A 21,404-nucleotide genomic window follows, 5' to 3' on the forward strand; every position below is an offset into this window, starting at 1 on the left:
GTTAATTCTCTATACGGTCTTGCTCATCTTCTAGACCCGATTTGCGCTGTTTTTTGGACTTAACGTCTTTGTTACCAAAAGAATGACTGATATAAAATTGCACGGTTCGACTATCATTACCACCTCTTCCATCAATAAAAAGATCTCCAAATTGGGTGGTTCCTCTCCAGGGAATGGTATATAAGATATCGTTTCCGGTAAGTTTGACTGTCCAATTGTCCCATTTCTTTTGTAGTCCAATATTTAAGGCTCCAAGAGAATCAGTATTATAGGTGCCACCCCAAATAGATGGGCTACTATACCAACCGCTCACCTCAAAAGTTAACCCTTTACCCAGCGTAAATGTACTTTGTGCATACCCACCATAGGTTGTCTGGTCTACTGCGATGAATGAAGGGTCTGTGGGTTTGAAATTACTGTAAAATACGTATCCACTCATATAAACGCTCCACCAATCATTAATTTTCTTAGGGTAAGAAATACTCAAATTAATAACCTCTTGATTGGCAACGTTACGAGTATTAATAAAGTTTCTGTTTTCACCTTCTGCTTCAGTCACTTGTGCAAAAAAGTCGTTTATAAAAGAATAGCTTAAGCTGGTTGTAAGCGTGTATTTGTAGGTATGAGATAACTTTAGGTTATCTGTGTACTGAGGTTGTAAGAAGGGGTTACCTCTTCTAAAACTTAATTCATCCAATTGAAATTCGAAAGGGTTTAATGCCTGGTAGTTTGGTCGTTGTATTCTACGGCTATATATTAAGGCTAGAGAATGATTTCTAGAAGCTTGATAAGTAAGGCCACCAGACGGAAACCAATCTGTATAATTTCGTTCTACAACTCTGTCATCATTTTGACTTGTGGCAGTAAGTTCTCCTTTAGAATCGGTGTTTTCCATGCGCAATCCTGCCTGTATCTTAAATTTATTAATTCCAAAATTATAATTTACATAACCGGCGGTAACGATTTCATCATATACAAAGGTATTGCTTCGGTTTTCATCCAAAGAACGAACTCCATTCTGGATGGTAAAGAAGTCAAACGTATTATCAGTTTTTACAAAAGAAAGCTTTGATCCAAAAGATAGTGTTCCTTTTCCTAAGGATTGTTCATAATCAGCTTTGGCTACATAAATGTCTATATCGATAGGGGTATCTTGTGCAGTAATATTTTCATTCAAAGGATTTCCTTCTGAGGTGACATAAAAGTTAGGCTGATTGTTAAAACGATCTCTTTCATAACGCCCATAGTTTAGATCAATTAGTAAGCTTCTGCCTAGTGTGTCTTTATAGCGGTAGTTAAGATTAGTGTTTAGGTTCAAGCTTTCATTTTTGTTGCTATTTGGTGCGAGTAATATACTGTCGATCACACCTGTATTTCTTTGGATGATTGGGGTTCTGGAATTTGTTTCCGAAGAAGCATCTCTCAAAGAGAGGTTGGCAGAAACCCCAATTGTATTTTTGGTATTGATTACATAATCTGCCGAGGCACGAATATTGTGATTGGTTACATCATTTTCAGAGTTAGAACGGGCATCAAAAATATTATCTCCTTGAATGCGATATAGATTAATAAAACTAGTAGACTTTCCAATAAAATTACTGTAGTTGGCATTTAGTGTCCACTTTTTGGTCTTTGTTGTAATTCCTATTTGACTATTATTTCTTAAAAAATCACCATAGGTTAACGTATTCGAAAAACTACCTACGGTACCTATTCCTTTTTCTCTCTTAAGGCGTATGTTGATGATTCCAGCATTTCCTGCAGCATCATATTGTGAAGAAGGTTGCGTAATGATCTCTATACTTTCTATTTCATCTGCTTGTAACGATTGTAAAAATGTAGTAAGATCATCACCCTGAAGAAAGCTCTGGCGGTCATCAATGTATATAAGGACTCCATTTTTGCCTTCTACTACAATATCATCATTATTATCAACACGAACCCCAGGAGCTTTGCGTAGCACATCCAAACTATTGTTCCCAGAAGATGTGATTGTTTCGGCTACATTAAATACTGTTTTGTCGGGCTTTACCTCTACAATAGGTTTTGTGGCAGTAACGGTAACTTCCTCAAGAGTTTCTGTGTTCTGTTCCAGGGTAATAGTTCCTAATGCTATAGCACTATTTGAAAAAGTAAAAGTTTTAGTATACGATTTAAAACCTATACTGCTAATTGTGAGTTGATAGGTGTTGTTTTTAATGTTTTTTAATATAAAAACCCCTTTCTCATTGGTAATACCGGCTTTGATTAGTTTTTGATTGGTATCTTTTAAAATAACATTGGCATATGGCACTGGTTGATTGGTAAAATCTTCAACACTTCCACTAATAGTTTGGGCACAAAGAAGATTAATAGTGCTTACTACTAGATAGATAAAAATAAATAACAATGATCTCATGACTTCTTAATTTCTAATTTTGATTCAAAGGTGAAGACTTTTAAAAACTGTTGAAAGAGGTTTTGGTCGAGTGGTCCAATAGATCGATCAATGGACCAGGGGCTGTTTAACTTCGTATAGGGCCACTCGTCTGGAAATTCTTGATCAGTATAAGGTTTACGAGTAGTTTTGTGAACACCCATGCGGGGATACTATCATTAGCTTTGGCAACTATCTATATAATGGTATCTTAGTTTAAAAGAATAGCGAAGTAATGCTACGTTCAATGTTGAAAGATCAAATACTATGTGGAACAAAACAGTTTACGGAATAAAAGTTGGCGAGATTGCAGCGGCTATAGGTTTGTATCTAATGCTATCCTTTGCCTACAGATTTACACTTTGGACAATTTATTGGGATAAACCAGATCGATGGGAAAGGCTATTTAGTTTATGGAAATGGTTTGATAACGGAGGACTTCAGTATAGCTTGATGTTTATGGCTACAGCATTGATTTGGTGGTTAGTTTTTAGGGTTTTTAGAAAATGGCCACTTCGGTATCGTTTCTCGTTACACTTTATCATGCTACCTTTTTTTATACTTGTCGCCTGGAAAGGATATTACTGGGTGTGTGAGCGCTTTGGCTTGATGCATTTAGAAGGTAACCCTGAAAAATGGGATATTTATATTCCGGCACTTATCTATATGATTCAGTTTGCTATGTTTCATGCATATGAATATTATACAAGTAATCAACGCAAAATTCGTTATGAGATTGAACTGAAGAATACGGCTTTAAAAAGTGAATTGAGTGCAATCAAGGCACAACTAAATCCTCATTTTTTATATAATGTGTTTAATACAATTAATGCTAGTATCCCTAAAGAAATGGAAGGCACCCGAGAAATGGTTGCCGATTTAGCAGATTTATTTCGATATCAGCTTCGTGCCAGTAGAGAAGACTTGGTTCCTCTTAAAGATGAGCTAGATTTTGTGCGAAAATATTTGGATTTGGAGCAGAAACGATTTGAAGACCGCTTACAAATCACTATTAATGTGGATAAGGATTTACTTTCAAGGCAAGTTCCTCCAATGTTGCTACAACCTTTGGTAGAAAATTCTGTGAAACATGGTATTTCTCCTCTTACCGATGGGGGGCGCATTGATATTACTATAAAAGAAAAAGAAAAAGGAACTTTATTATTTGAAATCAAAGATACTGGTGTAGGGGTTTCTGATAAAGCCTCTATTATGGAGACTGGTGTAGGCCTAAGTAACACACAAAAAAGATTGGAGAAAATGTACAACTCAGGGCTTTTTTTAATGGACAATCAGCCAAGAGGCTTAATAGTACAGTTTAGTATTTAGGAAAAACAGTAATAATTGTATACACGTGAAGAAAGTAGTTATAGTAGATGATGAAAAAGCAGGTCGAACCTTGATCAAAGAATATTTGGAATCGTATTCTGATTTGGTCTTGTTGGGAGAAGCTAATAATGGTGTTGATGCCATCAAGATTATTAATGAGTTTAAACCTGACCTGGTATTTATGGATATTCAAATGCCGGGGATGAACGGTTTTGATGTGTTGCAACACCTAGAAGAACTTCCGCAGATTGTGTTTAGTACTGCCTATGATCAGTATGCACTTAAAGCTTTTGAGGTGCACGCAGTAGATTATTTGCTAAAACCGTATACCAAGGATCGTTTTGATACAGCTATCTCTCGTATTGGAGAGATAAAACAAATTGTACCTTTGGCTGAGGAGCACATACAAAAAAAGCATGAATTTCCTGAACGAATCATTGTACAAAAAGGAACAAAGTATGTTACCCTGGCGACAAGTGAAATCTATCATATAGAAGCCTATGGCGATTATTCAAAGCTGCATACTGTATCAGATACTTTTATAAGTAATCATGGGATTAGTACATTGGAAGAAAAACTGGATCCGAAGCAATTTTTAAGAATTCACCGCAGCACTATTGTGCATCTGGATAAGATCAAAGAAGTGGCAAAATACGGTAAAAGCTATATGCTTATTCTCTTAAATCAGGAAAATGTAAAGGTAAGTAGGGGCTATGCCGATAAGATCAAAGCGTTGATGTTTTAAAATATTGTTGACCAGACCACTTAATTTGATATTAAAAGCTTAACAGGTATTTAATATTCTGTAATCACAAAAAATAAAGCCTACCAGGATGTATCCTATGTAGGCTTTATCAACTAACCAATCAATTATTGAAAAAACTTAGCATTCAAATACAGTTCGATGCAACTGTATTACTTTTTTATTTTAATTTTTTGCCAATTCGTATCTGCTTTTTCTTGCAATGTTTTTGGATCTTCTTTAATCCACTTTTCTAATGTATTTATTCCCCAAGAATTATAAAATAAATACAGTTTACCATTTCTTATTTCGAACGTTTTGGGGTTAATGTCAACTTTTTCATTATTCACCGCTATTGCATAAGCGCAATAACCTCCATACTGTGGTATAAATTGTTTAGGGTTACTTTTAAACTTTTCCAAGTTTTCTTTGCTGGCAAACTTATACTTTACATTATCATAGGTGGCTATAAATTTGCTATCTCCTTTTACCGTTTTATTATTAAAATATTCGGTTACATCATATCCTTCGGCAACAAAGCTTTTTTTGGTATTGTAATCAATTTGCTGTGCACTTATTGTACTTACGAAAACAAATAAAATTATGGCTAATCTTTTTCCCATCATATACTTTTATAATGTGCTTTGATAATTAAGTCGTAAAAAAATCTAATCATTACAACTTTAACACAATTATAAGAATTTAAGCAAGTTATAATAAAAAGACAGGCTTTTTTTGAAGATGTTACAGAGCCATCAAATTACATCCTCTAATATCACTATTGTCAAATCGACCTAAGATTTCAAAGTGGTCATTATCAATAATTTTCCCTAGATCTTGGGTGGCAATAAATGAACAAGAATTTGTATTGGCCAGATCTATAATATTGATCCCACCGGTTCTATTTGACCCTAATGTAGTAAGAGCATCTTCAGGATTTCTAATAACGACTTTCATCCATGGTGGACATTGAAATATTCCATCTCCTTTAGAATAAGCTTGGGATAATAACTCTGTCATTCCGTACTCACTATGAATAGAAGAAACGTTAAAACCTTTTTTTAGAATCTCATGAAGTTCTTGTCGAATCATTTCTTTTCTTCTTCCCTTCATCCCGCCAGTCTCCATAACGATAACATTATCGTTCAAAGTGAGCGAATGCTTTTCTACCAAGTCTAACAAAGCAAAGGAAACGCCTAAAAGAAGTACTTTTTTGTTTTCTGAAATACATTTTTTCAAGACAGATACCAATACTTCTGTTTCATTAAGATAGAAGCCACTTTCTGGGTGATTACTATCCTGTATTAACTTTTCTGCCATGTACACAAGTGAAGAGCCTTCTCTTTCTAGGTAAGATGGGAGTAATGCAAGAATGATATATTCTGAAACGTCTCCATAAAAATATTGAAATCCTAATTTGAAACTTTTTTCGTAAATGGATAGATCACTAACATAATGTTTGCTGGTAATGCTCCCTGTTGTGCCACTACTGGTAAAAATTTTGGATATAGAAGATGTCGTGCTCACTACCTTTTCTTGTTTAAAGAATTGTATAGGTAGGTATGGGATATCTTCAATTTTTTTAACAGAGGTTTTGGTCCTTCCCAGAAGATTACAAAATCTTTGATAGACTTTGTTGTTGATATATTGATGGTTAAAAACTCGCAGTGCTGCCTTCTCAAAATCAGAATCATTTTGAATAGAAAAAATAGTATGGGCAAGCATAAGAATTGTTCAACAAAGTTAGTAGAACAAAGGTATAAAAAGAGTTTTCTTTTTTACACAAGAATTCAAGGATAAAAAGAAAAGGAAATTGATTAAATTAGTTGAGAATAGGGCATACCAATCCTAGCAGTATTAACTTTTAATGAATTTTACAGTGGCAACTTTATTTCCTTCTTTGATTTTTGCCACATATACACCAGCATTTAGGCTACTGATATCTAGTTCTGTTCCAAAAAGCACTTCAAACATTACTTTTTTACCAAGTACGGTATAAATAGTGACTGTTTTGGTAAGTTGTTTTGCAGATGTAATATATAAAACATTTCTCGCAGCGGGATTCTGGAAAACACGCAATCCATCAATCTTGTGTTGTACGATTTTCTCTTGTTTTTGGGTTGTGCTAACTTGAGCCTGAATTCCTGAAGTGAAGGAAAAGCAAGCTAAACCAATAAATATGACTAGCAAGTAGATTTTTTTCATACAAAATTATTTTGGGGCAATAAAGATACAATATTAAAATTAAAAAAAATGAAAAATAGTAGCATACTTTTATGTTAAATTAGAATTTAAAGGTTGAAAGGTAAATAAATTACGGTTTTTACTTAAAGTATTACTTTGAAAATCAAAAATAATGCCGCATCTTTGTACCATTATGAAGTTATAAAGAATTATGTACATAATTGTGCAAATAATCACCCCCCGATTTAGAAGCTAAAGACTCCTTTAGCGATTTCCCTATTCATATTTTTCTAATTCATAATTCTTTACATAATGGCTCAAAATAAACTTACTTTAAGTCGCCTATTTTCTTATTTTAAAATCGCAGTTACCGGCAAGGAGCAGGAATTTACCTCGGGTAGTATTCGAAGAGCAATTTTTATGCTTTCTGTACCCATGGTTCTTGAAATGATGATGGAATCTGTATTCTTTTTGGTAGATGCATATTTTGTTTCCAGTCTTGGTGCCAATGCAATAGCTACTGTTGGTCTTACCGAATCTGTACTTACCTTGGTGTATGCCATTGCCATCGGACTAAGTATGGGTGTAACTGCAATTGTTGCACGCAGAGTTGGCGAGCAAGATATTCCAGGTGCTTCTCAGGCAGCAATACAATCAATATTTTTGGGAATTGCAGTTGCATTAATTATTAGCGTAATTGGTATTTTATTTCCTAGAGAGATTCTTGCACTTATGGGTGCCGAACCTGATTTAATAGCTGAGGGATATGGCTATACCCAGGTATTATTAGGGGGTAATGTAACCATCATGCTTTTGTTTTTGATTAATGCAGTTTTTCGTGGTGCTGGAGATGCTTCTGTTGCCATGCGGGTATTGATCTTTTCCAACCTGTTAAATATCGTTCTGGATCCCATGTTTATATTTGGCTTTGGCCCAATACCGGCATTTGGGGTACAAGGAGCCGCTATCGCTACAACGATTGGTAGAGGTAGTGCAGTGATTTTTCAATTATTAATACTCTTTTATGGTTGGAGTAAGATTAAAGTAACTTTCAGAGATTTAATCTTTCGAGCGAGTATTATGTTTAACCTAATTAGAGTTTCGCTGGGAGGGATTGGTCAATTCATTATCGGCACCTCAAGCTGGGTATTTCTTATGAGAATAATGGCAGAGTTTGGTAGCGAGGTATTGGCTGGTTATACGATTGCTATTAGGGTACTCATGTTTACCTTAATGCCTTCGTGGGGAATGAGCAATGCTGCGGCCACTTTGGTAGGTCAAAATTTGGGAGCACAAAAACCCGAACGGGCGGAAAAATCGGTATGGAAAACCGGGAAATATAATGCCTATTTTATGCTAGCGGTATCTATATTTTATCTATTGTTTGCAGAGCTGATTATAAAAATATTTAGTGATGAAGCGATGGTAATAGAATATGGCGCTTTAAGCCTGCGTGTTATTGCCGCAGGGTATGTGTTTTACGCCTACGGAATGGTGATTATACAATCCTTTAATGGTGCAGGAGATACCAAAACACCAACAATTATTAACTTCTTTTGCTTTTGGGTTTTTCAATTGCCTTTTGCATACTTGATGGCATTAGTGTTTGACTGGGGCGCTATGGGTGTATTTTTGGCGATAACCTTTGCCGAAGTACTCATTGCGATCATTGGTATTGCATGGTTTAGGAAAGGCAAATGGAAAGAAGTGAAGGTTTAGTTTGTAAGAGGTGAGTTAATGAGTTTTTGAGTATAGCTATCCAAAATTCTCCCCTTTATGGAGGGGAGAATGAATTGAAGTTTTCTTTGAAAACTTCAAGAAAGAAGGGTTCACTTACACGTGAAGTTTAAACATAGTACCTTCTATTTGATCAAGGTAACAGTGTTTGAGCATGTTTGAGAACCCTCCGACTATATGTTTTTTGCAAAAAACATATAGTCACCTCCCTATAGCTAAAGGAGGTGTTTTTAGGAATATAATATCATTTCTGTAAATTGAAATGATCCTGAATCTCGGATAATACAGAGGGTAGATGATCAAAAACCATTTTGTTCTCAAATCGAATTACTGTAAAACCTAAAGCATTTAATCGTGCAGTGCGTATTGTGTCTTTTTCGATAGCTTCAGGATGATTATGTATTTCACCATCCAATTCGATGATTAGTTTTTCTGAGGCGCAATAAAAATCTACTATATAGTATTCAATACTATGTTGCCGCTGAAATCGTCTTCCTTCTAGCTGTTTAGACTTCAAATGTTTCCAAAGAAAAGCTTCAGCAGGGGTCATGTTTTTTCGAAGTTCTCTACGGTAGTCTTGTAATTCTTTTTTAGTATGTATTTGTTTCTTTTTGATACATAAACATACTAAAAATACCATAAAAGGCTCTCCCCTTTATGGAAGGGGAGAATGAATTCAGATACTATGTTATCTGAAGAAAGAGGGGCAACTACATGTCAGGTTTAGGTTTTATAACTTCTTTTAATCAATACAGGAGTATTTAAACCTGTTTCAAACCCTCGGGCTTTATACTTTTCTTGGGAAAAGCATAAAGCTACCTCCCTTTAGCTAAAGGGAGGAACTTTTTTGAGGTTTATTTTTAATATTAAAATACTGTTGTATTGCTGATAGTACAGAGGGTAAATGATCAAAAACCATTCTGTTTTCAAATCGGATCACGGTAAAACCCAAGGTATTTAGTTGGGTAGTGCGTACCTCATTTTTTTCGACAGTTTCAGGATGGTTGTGTACCTCACCACCTAATTCGATGATTAGTTTTTTTGAAGCACAATAAAAATCCACAATATAATTTTTTATACTAGGCTGTCTCTGAAATCTCTTTCCATTCAATTTCTTTGATTTCAAATGTTTCCAAAGAAAAGCTTCAGCAGGGGTCATGTTTTTTCGTAAGATCCTTCTGTTTTCTTGCAGCTCTTTTTTAGTATGGATTTGTTTTTTTTATACATAAACATACTAAAAATACCATAAAAGGCTCTCCCCTTTATGGAAGGGGAGAATGAATTGAAGTTTTCAAAGAAAACTTCAAGAAAGAGGGGTTTACTTACACGTGAAGTTTAAACATAGTACCTTCTATTTGATCAAGGTAACAGTGTTTGAGCATGTTTGAGAACCCTCCGACTATATGTTTTTTGCAAAAAACATATAGTCACCTCCCTTTATCAAAGGAGAAAGCTTTTTTTATAAAAAATTCTCTCAGTCTCAAAAAATGAAACTGACACGTGATATCATTGTACAATGATAGTTTATCAGAAAGTATTTTTAACAGGCCAAAAAGTATTTGATAGAGAATGGAATCTCTTTTGACGAGATAGTTTGTTGCTTGAATACATGTTGTCGATATATTGATAGCAAAATAAACTTTTTGAATTTGATTCGGCGCTCCTTGGATAAGGTTAGATGACCTTTGGATACACTTGGTCGATCTTTGGATAAGGTTAGATGGTCTTTGAATGCATTTCGTCAATCCTTGGATGCGATTAGGTTAGGTTTGGATACACTTCGTCGATGTTTGAATGAAGTTGAGTTTTATTTGGATGAATAAAAAGTTAACTATTGTAAAAATCATTGTTTAATTAATTAAAAAGTAAATTTTATGAACAAAAATCAATTAAAGAATTACCGTATGTTTCTGGCGGTACAAAATACCTTGGATCACAATACCACGACATGGTGTGGCAACCCAAAGTTTACAGAAACCAAAAAAATGTTGGATATCGAGATCGATGGTATCGAAATATTAGGAGAAGAAGCCTCAAAGACTACCAAAGGAATGACGCGTGACAAAAACATGATTCGCAGTGCTCTTGAGAAAAAAAGTATCGCATTGGCTGGCACCATGTCTGCCCATGCATCAATTACCGAGAATGAAACCTTGAAAAGTATTTTAATTACCTCAAAAGGTGCTTTAGAGAATAAAAAAGAAACCGATTTGGTGGTGTACAGTAAGACACTTACAAAACATGCCGAAAGCATTCAAAAAGTACTGATGTCTGAATATGGAGTTACGAGTTCTGAGATCGAAGATGTTAACACAACCATTGCAGAGTTTCAACCTTTGATTGGTAATGCAAAGCCAGAGCAATCGGCTATCAATGCTGCTAAGCGTGATATAGACGACCATATAAAACAAGGGAAGTTTTTATTAAAAGATGTTTTGGATAAGCTCATGATACGATATCAATTTACTGATATTACTTTTTATAATGAATATCAGCAATCTAGAACGATTGTAGATGTTTAATATTGAAGGTAAAAAAAGCTGCCAATCGGCAGCTTTTAGGATGATATAAAAAAATTACTTAAGTCTTAATTAGTAGCCCAAGCAAAATCAGCTGCTTCAGTTGTTGAAGTGGTGTATGATGTAGCTTCATCAGCATTAGCACCATCTGCTTGTAAATTAGAAGCAGGAGCACTATCCCTGAAATCAAATTGAGTATCAAATCCTGTTAAAGTAAGTCCGTTAATAGTACAACCAGAATCATTTTTAATTTGAATTCCAGTTCCACCCATAGTAGACACTGCAGTAAAGTTAACTAGCGTAGGATTATTATTAACTCCATCTGCTTCGATAGCCGTAGAGAAATCTGCTATTGTAATATTTACAAATGCATTTGTAAGTGTTCCATTCCATCCTTCAGTCCAGTCTACAGCATCATCTTCTAAGTTCTCAGCATAGAAATTAGTTACAGATACGGTACCTCCGAAGAATTCAACTCCATCATCAGAACCTCCAATTACTGCTACGTTAGAGATAGTTGTTTCACTACCTACAGCATAAAGTGTCAAACCATTAAATTGTGAATCTGCATTGATCTGTGCTCCGGTATTTTTAAGGATAAGATAGTTGATGTTACCAGAATTATCATTATCGACATTTCCTCCATAAACAAGTCCACCTACTTCTGCAATGGCATCAACACCTTCGGTAGTAGTAGCATTACCACAAATAAGTAATCCACCCCAAGCTGCACCATCATTTGATTCCATTACTACCGGATCAGTCATGGTTCCCTGGATGTTTATAGAAGCTCCTTTTAATACTGCTACATAGTTTGCAGTTCCAGATTCAGATACAATTCTTGTACCTGCAGGAATAGTTAAAGTTGCGCCATTACTTACTAGTACAGGTCCGTTTACTATATACTCCACAGAAGCTTCAAGAGTAAGATCACTAGAAATAGTGGCTGGAAGTAATGTATCAGAACCGCTTCCTGCATTGATTACCCATGCAAATAAGCTAGCGTTTGTTGAAGATGAACTAAATACGGCATCTGCAGCAGTATCTGCATCTGCACCATCAATTTGAAGGTTAGAAGCAGGAGCGCTGTCTCTGAAGTCGAAAGATGTATCAAAACCAGTTAAAGTTAGGCCGTTGATGGTAGCTCCAGAATCATTTTTAAGTTGGATAGCAGTACCACCTGTAGAAGAGATTGCTGTAAAATTAACAAGGGTAGGGTTGTTATTGACACCATCTGCTTCTATAGCAGTCGAGAAATCTGAAATTGTGTTTGTCACATATCCGTTAGTAAGTGTACCATTCCAACCTTCGGTCCAGTCTACGGCATCATCTTCATTATTCTCAAGATAAATATTTGTTACAGACACTGTTCCTCCAAAAAATTCTACTCCGTCATCAGTACCATTAATGATACCAACATTATCAATAGTAGTTCCAGAACCAACGGCATAAAGGGTAAGACCATTAAACTGCGAATCTGCGTTAATTTGTGCACCTGCATCTCTTATGATTAAATAATCAATGTTACCAGAACTATCTGTATCATTGGTCCCACCATAAATAAGACCACCAACTTCGGCAACGGCATCTGTTCCTTCTGTAGTGGTTGCATCTCCACAAATTACCAATCCACCCCAAGCACCTGCCTGACCGTTAGAACGCATAATAACTGGGTTTGTAGCTGTTCCTTGAATATCTATATCGGCACCTTTTAATATGGCTAGATACTTATCTGTTCCTGTTTCTGAAACAATTTCTGTACCCGCAGGTATGGTAAGTGTTACTCCTGAGGCAACAGTTACAGTTCCGGTAATTTTATATTGGATACTAGGATCCAAAGTAAGATTGGCAGTAATAATACCAGAGAGTTCGTCTGGATTACCTCCTCCTGTATCAGGTCCGTTATCATCGTCATCACTACAGGATACAAAAACTAATCCCGTAATTAATAAAAGGCTTAATAATTTACTTAGCGTTTTCATCATTGTTTAATTTTAATTAAAATTTATAGCTTAAATTCAAAGAAGTTTCTACTCCTGTAGAATAGGATAATATGGCGCTTTCGAATTGGTTTCCACTTACTACTTCTTGTACGAACTGTGTTCGTTCTATTGTTGGGTTTAATAGGTTTTTAGCAGTCAAACCTAAGCTCCAATGGTTATTAATCTCTTTATTGATTATAAAGTCTAATGTTACAAAGCCTTTCTCGATAATTTCACCATTAAAGAAAACATCGGGTTGTTGTTGATTTCGCGGAGCACCTAATGCAAAAATCTTGTCAGAGGTATAATTGCCGGTAAGAGTAAATTCGTAGGGAAATTCTTTACCAGAGTTGAAAGTAAGAGAAAGGTTAGTGATCCAGTCTGATGCGCCTTCTAATCCAATTTCGGTTCTATCACCGTACTTAAAGGTTTGTTCAAGAATTCCATCAGGTCTGATCACATCTTTTAGATCTTGAATATGGTCCAGATAAGAAATATTACCACTTATGCGTAAATTAGGATAGGATTCTCGTTTCTTTATGATGTAAAGTCTTCCCTCAAGCTCAAAACCTATAATACGTGCTCTATCACCTGTATTGAAATAAGAAAAGATGTCTTCTCCTCCTCTTTGTAATCCACGATTGATAGGATCATTAATTCGCTTATAGAAGGCACTAAAAGATAATAATTCATCATTTTCTGGGAAAAACTCTACCTTGAAATCTATGTTGTAGTTTTGAGATCTTTCTACATCAGGATTACCTTGAAATACTTGCCCAACTTGAGAAACATATTGAAAAGGAGCAATTTCCTTAAATTCTGGCAATGTTTGACCCACGCTTCCAGAAAGACGTAAAGCTAACTTTTCGTTTACCTCATACTTTAGGTTAACATAAGGATAAAAATTATCGTAATCTTTGTTTGCCGATCCTATTCTTGCCAGACCTGTTTCGCGATCAACAAAGTTTCCTACATCAAAGTTAACGTCAATTTCGTCTTTTTGGTAGCGAACACCAACTTGAGCAGTGAATTTGTTAAACTTTCCTGTAAAGTTGGCAAACCCTGCATACGAAAGGAGCTCGGCATCATAGGTGTCCAGGGGTTGTATATTAAGTTGCAATAACCCATTGTCAAAATTTTGTTGTGTAAAGATATCTCCAATGGCATCTATAGATGGTGGATTGATATCTGAACCATTTCCTTCTTCGATACCGAAAAATTGAGATGAAAAATCTCTTGTTTTATTTCTAAAATCTCCACCAATATTTACAACAAAGATATCCTCTTCATCTTCGTTCTGCTTGAGAATTAGTTTGTCGGATAAACGAGCATTGATTTCCTCGTCTGTAATCTCTTGAACAGACTTTCTTTGTTGAAATCCACCTGTAAAACCAAGTTCAATAATTCCATCTTCGTTCTCAACTGTGTTTGGATTATCATTAAGAATATTTACCTCATTACGAATTCTGTTGGGCTCGTTGGCTACCAAATAATTGAACCCTGCTGCCCATTCTAATGTGTTCTTTTTGGATATATTATGCTCTCCGATAAGTTGTGTAGCAGATAATAAAGTGTTCTTTATATTTTGATCTCGTATAAATTGAGACCCTTCTTCAATGTTATCTAATTCTTCGAATATTTCTGTAGTACCTTCGCGTCCTGCTTCTAGAGTTTCTTCAGAAACCTTATTAATAACAAAAGAGTTGAAAGAGAGGCTATTGTTATCATTAAAGCTATATTGGCTATGTAACATTGCCGTTGTGTTAATGGTTCTTAACCAACGTCTTAGGTCATCACCTGGTACAAAATCTCTCAGGTTTCCTTGATCATATTCCCTGAATAAACCCTCTCTATATTCGTTGTCTAGAGATTGCCCTCCACTAAAATAGAGTTTTAGTTTTCTGTCCTCACCTAATATGCCTCCAATATTAAATCCAAATCCGTAATTGATAGGTGTAGAAATTTCTACCGGATTCCAGGATTGTTGTGTCAAAGCATTAACAAGATTCCCAGACTCATAGGCGCGACTATAAATTCCTAGTGAGAGATCTTCATTATTTGCAGTAGCCTTAAAATCGTTAAAAATATCACTATCGGTAACATTAGAGTTGACACCACTAGAAATGCTCAGACCGATATCTCTTCTTTTAGAAACTTTTTTTGATACAATATCTATATTTCCTGAAGATAGATCGGCCGAGTTGACAGGAGAAAATGTTTTACTTATGGAAACATTTCCTATAAATCTTGACGGGAATAACTCCAGATCAATATTTTTCTTATCAATATTATCTGATGGTATTGGCAACCCGTTAAGGGTAGTGCTTAAATAGCGATCCCCAAGGCCGCGTACATAAATTTGACCAGATCCTTCTGCTTTAGAAACCCCAGATATTTTTGTCGTTGCAGCAGAAGCATTTGAAACACCAAGTCTGGCTAGTTGCTCTGCACCAATACTTTCTTTAACAGTAACGGCTTCTTTTTGGTCCAACAGTAACGCTTCTTCTCGTTCCTTATTGGTAACTACTTTAATTACCACTTCTTCTAGATTGGCAGCAGTGGCCCCCATCGTAGCATCTACAACTGCAACTTTACCAGCTTCTACCAATACATTAGGTATTTCTACCGTTTGATATCCTGTAAAACTAAATTCCAAAGTGTAAGTTCCTACAGGAACATCTGTAATTTCATACAAACCATTAAAATCTGTAGAGGACCCCTTGGTGGTTCCTTTTACTAAAACATTGGCAAAAGGCAGGGGTTGATTGTTTGACTCTTTGTCTAATAATTTACCGGCAATGGTCCCGGTTTGTTGTGCATTGATAGCTCCTATCAATAGTAGTGCAAGTGCTGTAAAAATTTTTCTCATTTCCTATTATCAAAATCTGATACAAATAAATACGGTTTTACAGTAATTGATTTTATCCCACTATTATTCTTAGTTTAAGGGATTGTGATGTAGGAAAAACAAAAATTTGAGTAAAATTTGTAGCTCTTTTGGGGGAGTTATTCTCTTTTTTGAATGGATCAAATACGTTAAATATCCTTTTGTTTTATAATGTTTTAAGGTGGATATTTATAATTAGAATTGTGCTCAATCGATATCTTTTAGAGGATAGATAGAAGAAGAATAAATATTTTTTAAAATATTACAGAATTGTTATCTAATGGTTAAAAGGTGTATTCTCTTTAAATATCAGTTAACAATACCGTAAAGTAGAAGAGAGAGTTGTGAGGTTTTTGTGCTATTTTTCTTTAATTTTATAAGCTTTTAACTTGATCTTTAAGGATTTATAAATTTTCAAATATAAAAAATCACCAAAAAAATAAGCCTGACTATTAAGCCAGGCTCTTGTATTTCAGGGGTATATCGTATTAGTTACGAGTCCATCCAGAGTTCCATGAGTTGTAATCTGCGCCGGTACCGTTACCTATACCAGAGATTACATCGGCTTCTCCAAAAGTAGCTCCAGTATCGTTTTTAAGGTTAAGCGTGATATCTTCAAAAGTAATATCGGTTACAGAAGTTTCTCCATCTAAAACACCATTTCCAGTCTCAGTATCGTCAAGATCAAAACCTTCTGCAAATCCTTGTAAAGAAACATTGGTAAATACAGCTCTTGTTCCGGCACGTAGTCTAATAGCCTCATTCTGGTTAGAAGATCCGATTCCGTTAATAGTAAGGTTGGTTACTCTTGGAGCAGACCAAAACACCGGGTTAGAGTTGTTTCCTATATCAGTGTTAAACCCATCACCTTCTATTCCTTTATCATGAGTTTGTCTATGCTCGATATATACATTTGTTAATGTTCCTGTAAATCCTTCCGTCCAGTCTACAGAGTCATCTTGCGCTCCAACTACGGATATAAATGCAGCATCTACGGTTCCTCCAAAAAACTCTACTCCATCATCAGCTCCTTCAAAAGCTTGTATATACTCGATAGTAGTTCCGTTTCCTATCGCATAAAAAGAGAATCCATTATTTTCTGACGCTGCATCTGCTGCACCTCCAGAATACTCAATACGTACATATCTAAGGATACCAGAATTATCATCTACAACACTACCACCATATGGTAATCCTCCGATTTCAGAAGTAGAAGTAGCATCACCGCCTACAACAGAGTTTATGGGAGCTCTACCTAGGATAATCAAACCTCCCCAATCTCCAGGATTTGGAGTTGCTGTTGCAGAAGTAAATACAATAGGGTTTGATGAAGTTCCTTCAGCATTAATCATCCCTCCTTGTAATACTGCAATATATACATCAGATCCGGTAGCTGCTCTTACTACTACACCTGGCTCTACAGTAAGTGTAAAACCTTCAGGTACGATTAAAGCGCTAGTAAGCGAATACTCAGTTCCTGTTACCAAAGTTAAATCTTCTGTTAAGGTACCCCCTATCACTAAATCTGAAGGATCTACATTTGATCCACCATCACCAAGGTCAATATTAACATCTGCCGTGTCGTCATTTGCGCATCCTACAAAAAGCATAGCAATCGCAAATATGTTTAAAATGAATATGTTTGCTTTCATGTGTGTTATTTTTATTGAATTTTGTTCTTTTCTTAATTGGGTTAAAATGTGTATTTAAATTGTAATCCGATATTCACCCCTCTTTTATAACTAGAGAGTGCAAACTCATCTATTGGATTGATTTCATTATTTGCGTTCCTGGTAAATGGGATATTAAATGTAGTAAGTACATCTTCTGATATCGTAGCATTTTCTCTTACTCTTTCAATAGTAGGGTTTAACAGGTTTTTGACGCTTACATTGATTTCAAAATTGTCACGTACTTTATTTTTCCAAACAAAATCAAGTGTTGGCACTCCTTTTTCTACAATATTTCCTAATTGTCCAGCTCCTAATGCATCGATTCTATCAGAAAAATAGGAGAACACAAGGTTTGCCACCGGTTTATATCCCCCAAAAGTTGGAGTATAACTTACATCGGCGTTTACCAAGAATGGTGATGCTCCTTGCAATTCGTCGGAATCTCTATTAAAGTTTGTGTTGAAAGTTCCCGAAACCGTTTTTAAATCTTGTTTTGTAGAAGTATAAGTAACGTTTATACCTGCAGAAAGAAGACTTTCTTCTTCAGCGTCTAATAAAAGGGCTTTACGTGCTTCTAGCTCAATACCAAATACTTCAGCTTTATCACCGGTTCTAAAGAAACGCTGCGTTCCTGTAGCATCATTTGCAGATACTAAGTTTACAGGATCGTTAATTTGCTTGGCAAAGGCAGCTAGAGAAAATACCTGACCTCGTTCAAAGAACCATTCGTATTTTAAATCTAAATTGATAATTGAAGAGAACGCAGGATCATTTAATAAGTCTGGGTTACCACCTATACGATCGGTTACATTTTCATAAACAAAAGGTGCAACTTCTTTAAATTCTGGATTAGAAACTGTTCTACTGGCAGAAAAACGTATGTTTTGATCCTCGTTTAATGCGTATTTCACATTTAAACTAGGTAAGAAAAAAGTTTCACTTGCTTCATTACGTCCAGGATTATTAAAAACAAGGTTGATCACATCGTATTCGATACTTTGATTGAAAGATTCTACGCGTAATCCTGGCACAAATGTCCACTTTTCTCCAACCTTATAAACTGCATTGGCATACGCGGCATGGATATCAAGCTCTCCTGTATAAGTGTTTTCGGGAAGTCCAGGAAGGTTAGTGTCTCCTAATCCATTTGCAGGATCCAGAGGGTTTATAACAACCGTATTGTATACAACACCTAAATTATCTCTATTAAAAATGTTGTTTAGATTATTTACATCAGTAACTTCTGTTCTTGGTTCGATGATACTTAATCCAAAACGTTGGTTGTCGAATTCACGTTTTTTTATACGTCCGTTATATCCAAAATTGAAAGAAAGATTTTCTGAATGCTCATATGCTAGATTTATTCTACCGTTCCATTCTTCATCTTCAATATTTTGAAAATAACGTTGGTTATCAAAATCTACATTGCGAAAAAGGATAGGGTTGGTATTGGAGTCATTATCCAAGGCAAGATCAAACTGCTCTAGTGCAATACGCTTTCTGTCTGGTTGGCGTGCTAGCACATTGTTGAATCCAATCCCGTAATCTAACTTTATTTTATCATTAACTTTACTGGTACCAGATAGTTGGTTAACAAAGATCATATCTTGCTCAAACTGCACGTTTTGAGTAAAAAAACCAAAGTCGTCTATATCGGCAATTGTATTTCTGTTAAAACCATTTCCATCTATTCCGAAACGTCCTACTTCATCTGTAGCGTCATTAATAAATAAGGAAGTAAATTTTACTTTATGATCTGTATTAATGCGGTATGCAATATTTGCCATTGCCGTTGTGGTACGACTATATTCAAAGATTTCAGAATCTCTAAATATTTGATTCTCTGCAGCGGTTACATTTGCTGCCTGTCCTCTTTTATATTCGTAGTTACTTCCAAAAGAGGCGGTTGCAAACACACTCAATTTTGATTCTTCTCCTATTTCCCAGGATTTACCTCCTGTAATAGATCCAGAAAGACCTACAGGACCTTCAGATGAGATAGGATCTACACCATGAGATAAGATAACCGCAAATGGGTCATTACTATATCGGTTATAAAAACCAAAGAGTCCGGTTCCTTCACTCTTTAAAAAGTTTTTTCCGACAGAAGCAGTATTGATATTACTTCCTAGGTCTGCATCAATAAATGCATCTCCGCTATGTTCTTTTGCTATAATATCTACATTACCTGCCGCAAAATCTCCGTAAAAATTAGCCGCATAGGTTTTACTAACACCAATATTTTGAATAACATCAGACGAGAAAAGACTAAGATCTAAGTTTTTCTTATCTACATTATTTGCAGGAAGCGATAAGCCATTAAAAGTAGTGTTTAAGTATCTATCCCCAAGACCTCGTACATAAACATTACCTCCGCCTTCTTGTTTTGAGATTCCCGATATTTTTGTAACTGCTGCAGCGGCATTACTTACTGCCTTGTTTGAAAGTTCTTGGGCTCCAATACTTTGCTTTTGAACTACCGCATTTTGCTGGTCTAGAAGCAGTGCTTGAACACTTTCTTTCTTGGCGCTTGTTCCTTTAACAATCACTTCTTCTAATGCTGCCGCACTTGCACCTATAGATGCATTTACCGTTGTTGTTTGATCAGCCGTGATTATTACCTCTTTGTCTAGTGTTTCATAACCAACAAAGCTGAATTCTAACGTATAGGTTCCAGGTTCAAGGTTCTCGATCGTGTATAAACCATCAAAATCTGTGGTTGTTCCTTTTGTGGTTCCTTTTATTATAACATTGGCAAAAGGAAGGGGTTGATTACCAGATTCTTTATCCAATAATGTTCCGGTAACCGAACCGGTTTCTTGCGCCATAAGTATTCCAACAAAAAACAGCGCAAATAGGGTAACAATTTTTCTCATTTAATTTGTTCTCAAATTCCGGGCAAAGAACGAAACAGAGTGTTAAATGTGTGTTATTCCAAAATTAATTATGTGTGATTATAATGTTAGATAATTGTTACGGGGTATTGTTTATGGATTGTTTTCTTAACATTACCTAGTTGTTAAGGAGTTATTTAAGGTGTTGAAAATAAAAAAATAATAAGCACTATAACGATTTATTGTGCTAATAGTCTTTGAGTTAAGGAAATATTAATTGATAGTCGAATGTAAAAAATGTATTAAGCTGTTTAGTTTGTATAAAGTCAAGTTGGAGTCTAAGACTTTGAATTTTTTGCACCTTTTTTAAACAAAAAAACGCCTCAAGTATACTTGAGGCGTTTTTCCTATATTTTGTTGAGAAAATCTAATTATTATAGTTTACGACCACATTGTCTTTATTGGACCATGTAGTTACTTCTGCGATTTGGTTGTTTGAATAATTTACCTCAGAAAGTTTATCAGCCGCCCAGAAAAACCATTTTCCAGTTTTTACACCATTAGTGTATTGACCCATAGCGATTTTCTTTCCGGTTCTGTCATAAGATTTCCACTCACCATGTAGTTTTCCTTCTTTATTGTAGAAACCATACTGTCTTACAGTACCATCTTCATAATAATAGGTTCCTTTAATCTGATCTCCTTGTTTCTCGAAAGTAGGTTTTACTTCTTGAGCAAATATAGTTGCCGAAAACATCAGTGCTAATATCATTACTAAATTTCTCATATCTTCTATTACTTTTATTGGGGTTCTTGATAATTACCTTACAAAGGTAACATTAATTTTACTTTCAAACAACAATTAGGTAACATTTAATTAACATTAAAACTATAATATATTGATAATCAAATATATAACATTGTAAATTTTTGATAACATTAAGTCTTTCAATTTATTTAAAAAGAGCAGCTTTATCGGTATTGCTATTGAAAAATCGCAAGATTGAATTGATTTTAAAGTATTTTTTTATTCTTTTTGTTTTGTAATTATTTGATAATCAAAATAATAAGTAATCATTGCTTAAAAGGTGTTCTTAAAGC

At 35.2% G+C, this 21,404-nt stretch carries 15 protein-coding genes; 4 read left to right on the forward strand and 11 right to left on the reverse strand.

From position 1 onward, the window contains the following. Position 1: 1 nt before the first annotated feature. Positions 2-2,398: a TonB-dependent receptor domain-containing protein gene (locus U6A24_RS19350; RefSeq protein WP_324181664.1), complete on the reverse strand. Its 2,397-nt coding sequence runs from the start codon at positions 2,396-2,398 to the stop codon at positions 2-4. A 285-nt stretch (positions 2,399-2,683) separates the two neighbouring features. Between U6A24_RS19350 and U6A24_RS19355 the strand changes: the two genes are divergently transcribed. Together U6A24_RS19355 and U6A24_RS19360 are read left to right on the forward strand one after the other, a co-directional pair. Then, the gene (locus U6A24_RS19355; protein WP_324181665.1) at positions 2,684-3,745 is read left to right on the forward strand and encodes a sensor histidine kinase; all 1,062 of its coding nucleotides are present in this window, start codon (positions 2,684-2,686) and stop codon (positions 3,743-3,745) included. Between the two features lie 25 nt (positions 3,746-3,770). Further along, the gene (locus U6A24_RS19360; RefSeq protein WP_324181666.1) at positions 3,771-4,490 is read left to right on the forward strand and encodes a LytR/AlgR family response regulator transcription factor; all 720 of its coding nucleotides are present in this window, start codon (positions 3,771-3,773) and stop codon (positions 4,488-4,490) included. A 170-nt stretch (positions 4,491-4,660) separates the two neighbouring features. Here the strand turns inward: U6A24_RS19360 and U6A24_RS19365 are convergent, their stop codons facing one another. From U6A24_RS19365 to U6A24_RS19375, 3 genes are all read right to left on the reverse strand, one after another. Beyond that, positions 4,661-5,110 (reverse strand): YHS domain-containing (seleno)protein, encoded by a 450-nt coding sequence (locus U6A24_RS19365; RefSeq protein WP_324181667.1) that lies wholly within the window; start codon positions 5,108-5,110, stop codon positions 4,661-4,663. Between the two features lie 121 nt (positions 5,111-5,231). After that, positions 5,232-6,212 carry a LuxE/PaaK family acyltransferase gene (locus U6A24_RS19370; RefSeq protein ID WP_324181668.1) on the reverse strand — a complete coding sequence of 327 codons (981 nt, stop codon included), beginning with the start codon at positions 6,210-6,212 and terminating at the stop codon, positions 5,232-5,234. A gap of 132 nt (positions 6,213-6,344) precedes the next feature. After that, positions 6,345-6,692: a T9SS type A sorting domain-containing protein gene (locus U6A24_RS19375; RefSeq protein WP_324181669.1), complete on the reverse strand. Its 348-nt coding sequence runs from the start codon at positions 6,690-6,692 to the stop codon at positions 6,345-6,347. A gap of 291 nt (positions 6,693-6,983) precedes the next feature. Here U6A24_RS19375 and U6A24_RS19380 point away from each other — a divergent pair, with 291 nt between their 5' ends. Beyond that, positions 6,984-8,390: an MATE family efflux transporter gene (locus U6A24_RS19380; RefSeq protein ID WP_324181670.1), complete on the forward strand. Its 1,407-nt coding sequence runs from the start codon at positions 6,984-6,986 to the stop codon at positions 8,388-8,390. Between the two features lie 262 nt (positions 8,391-8,652). Here U6A24_RS19380 and U6A24_RS19385 read toward each other — a convergent pair whose 3' ends face one another. Beyond that, positions 8,653-9,048 carry an endonuclease domain-containing protein gene (locus tag U6A24_RS19385; protein WP_324181671.1) on the reverse strand — a complete coding sequence of 132 codons (396 nt, stop codon included), beginning with the start codon at positions 9,046-9,048 and terminating at the stop codon, positions 8,653-8,655. A gap of 189 nt (positions 9,049-9,237) precedes the next feature. Continuing rightward, complete coding sequence (locus U6A24_RS19390) at positions 9,238-9,618, reverse strand: endonuclease domain-containing protein (RefSeq protein WP_324181710.1); 381 nt, start codon at positions 9,616-9,618, stop codon at positions 9,238-9,240. A 664-nt stretch (positions 9,619-10,282) separates the two neighbouring features. Between U6A24_RS19390 and U6A24_RS19395 the strand changes: the two genes are divergently transcribed. Further along, positions 10,283-10,930, forward strand: coding sequence for a hypothetical protein (locus U6A24_RS19395; RefSeq protein WP_324181672.1), 648 nt, complete (start codon positions 10,283-10,285; stop codon positions 10,928-10,930). A gap of 65 nt (positions 10,931-10,995) precedes the next feature. On the opposite strand, the gene U6A24_RS19400 is transcribed toward U6A24_RS19395, so the two are convergent. From U6A24_RS19400 to U6A24_RS19420, 5 genes are all read right to left on the reverse strand, one after another. Next, a complete protein-coding gene (locus U6A24_RS19400) occupies positions 10,996-12,909 on the reverse strand; it encodes a hypothetical protein (protein WP_324181673.1) in 1,914 nt (637 codons plus the stop codon). Between the two features lie 16 nt (positions 12,910-12,925). Next, positions 12,926-15,778 carry a TonB-dependent receptor gene (locus U6A24_RS19405; RefSeq protein WP_324181674.1) on the reverse strand — a complete coding sequence of 951 codons (2,853 nt, stop codon included), beginning with the start codon at positions 15,776-15,778 and terminating at the stop codon, positions 12,926-12,928. 506 nt (positions 15,779-16,284) lie between these two features. Then, positions 16,285-17,448, reverse strand: a complete 1,164-nt coding sequence (locus U6A24_RS19410) for a multidrug transporter (RefSeq protein WP_324181675.1) — start codon at positions 17,446-17,448, stop codon at positions 16,285-16,287. A 41-nt stretch (positions 17,449-17,489) separates the two neighbouring features. After that, positions 17,490-20,345: a TonB-dependent receptor gene (locus U6A24_RS19415; RefSeq protein WP_324181676.1), complete on the reverse strand. Its 2,856-nt coding sequence runs from the start codon at positions 20,343-20,345 to the stop codon at positions 17,490-17,492. A gap of 385 nt (positions 20,346-20,730) precedes the next feature. Continuing rightward, the gene (locus tag U6A24_RS19420) at positions 20,731-21,090 is read right to left on the reverse strand and encodes a toxin-antitoxin system YwqK family antitoxin (protein ID WP_324181677.1); all 360 of its coding nucleotides are present in this window, start codon (positions 21,088-21,090) and stop codon (positions 20,731-20,733) included. Positions 21,091-21,404 lie beyond the last annotated feature (314 nt).

Source organism: Aquimarina gracilis, from assembly GCF_035285365.1.
Lineage (GTDB): Bacteria > Bacteroidota > Bacteroidia > Flavobacteriales > Flavobacteriaceae > Aquimarina > Aquimarina gracilis.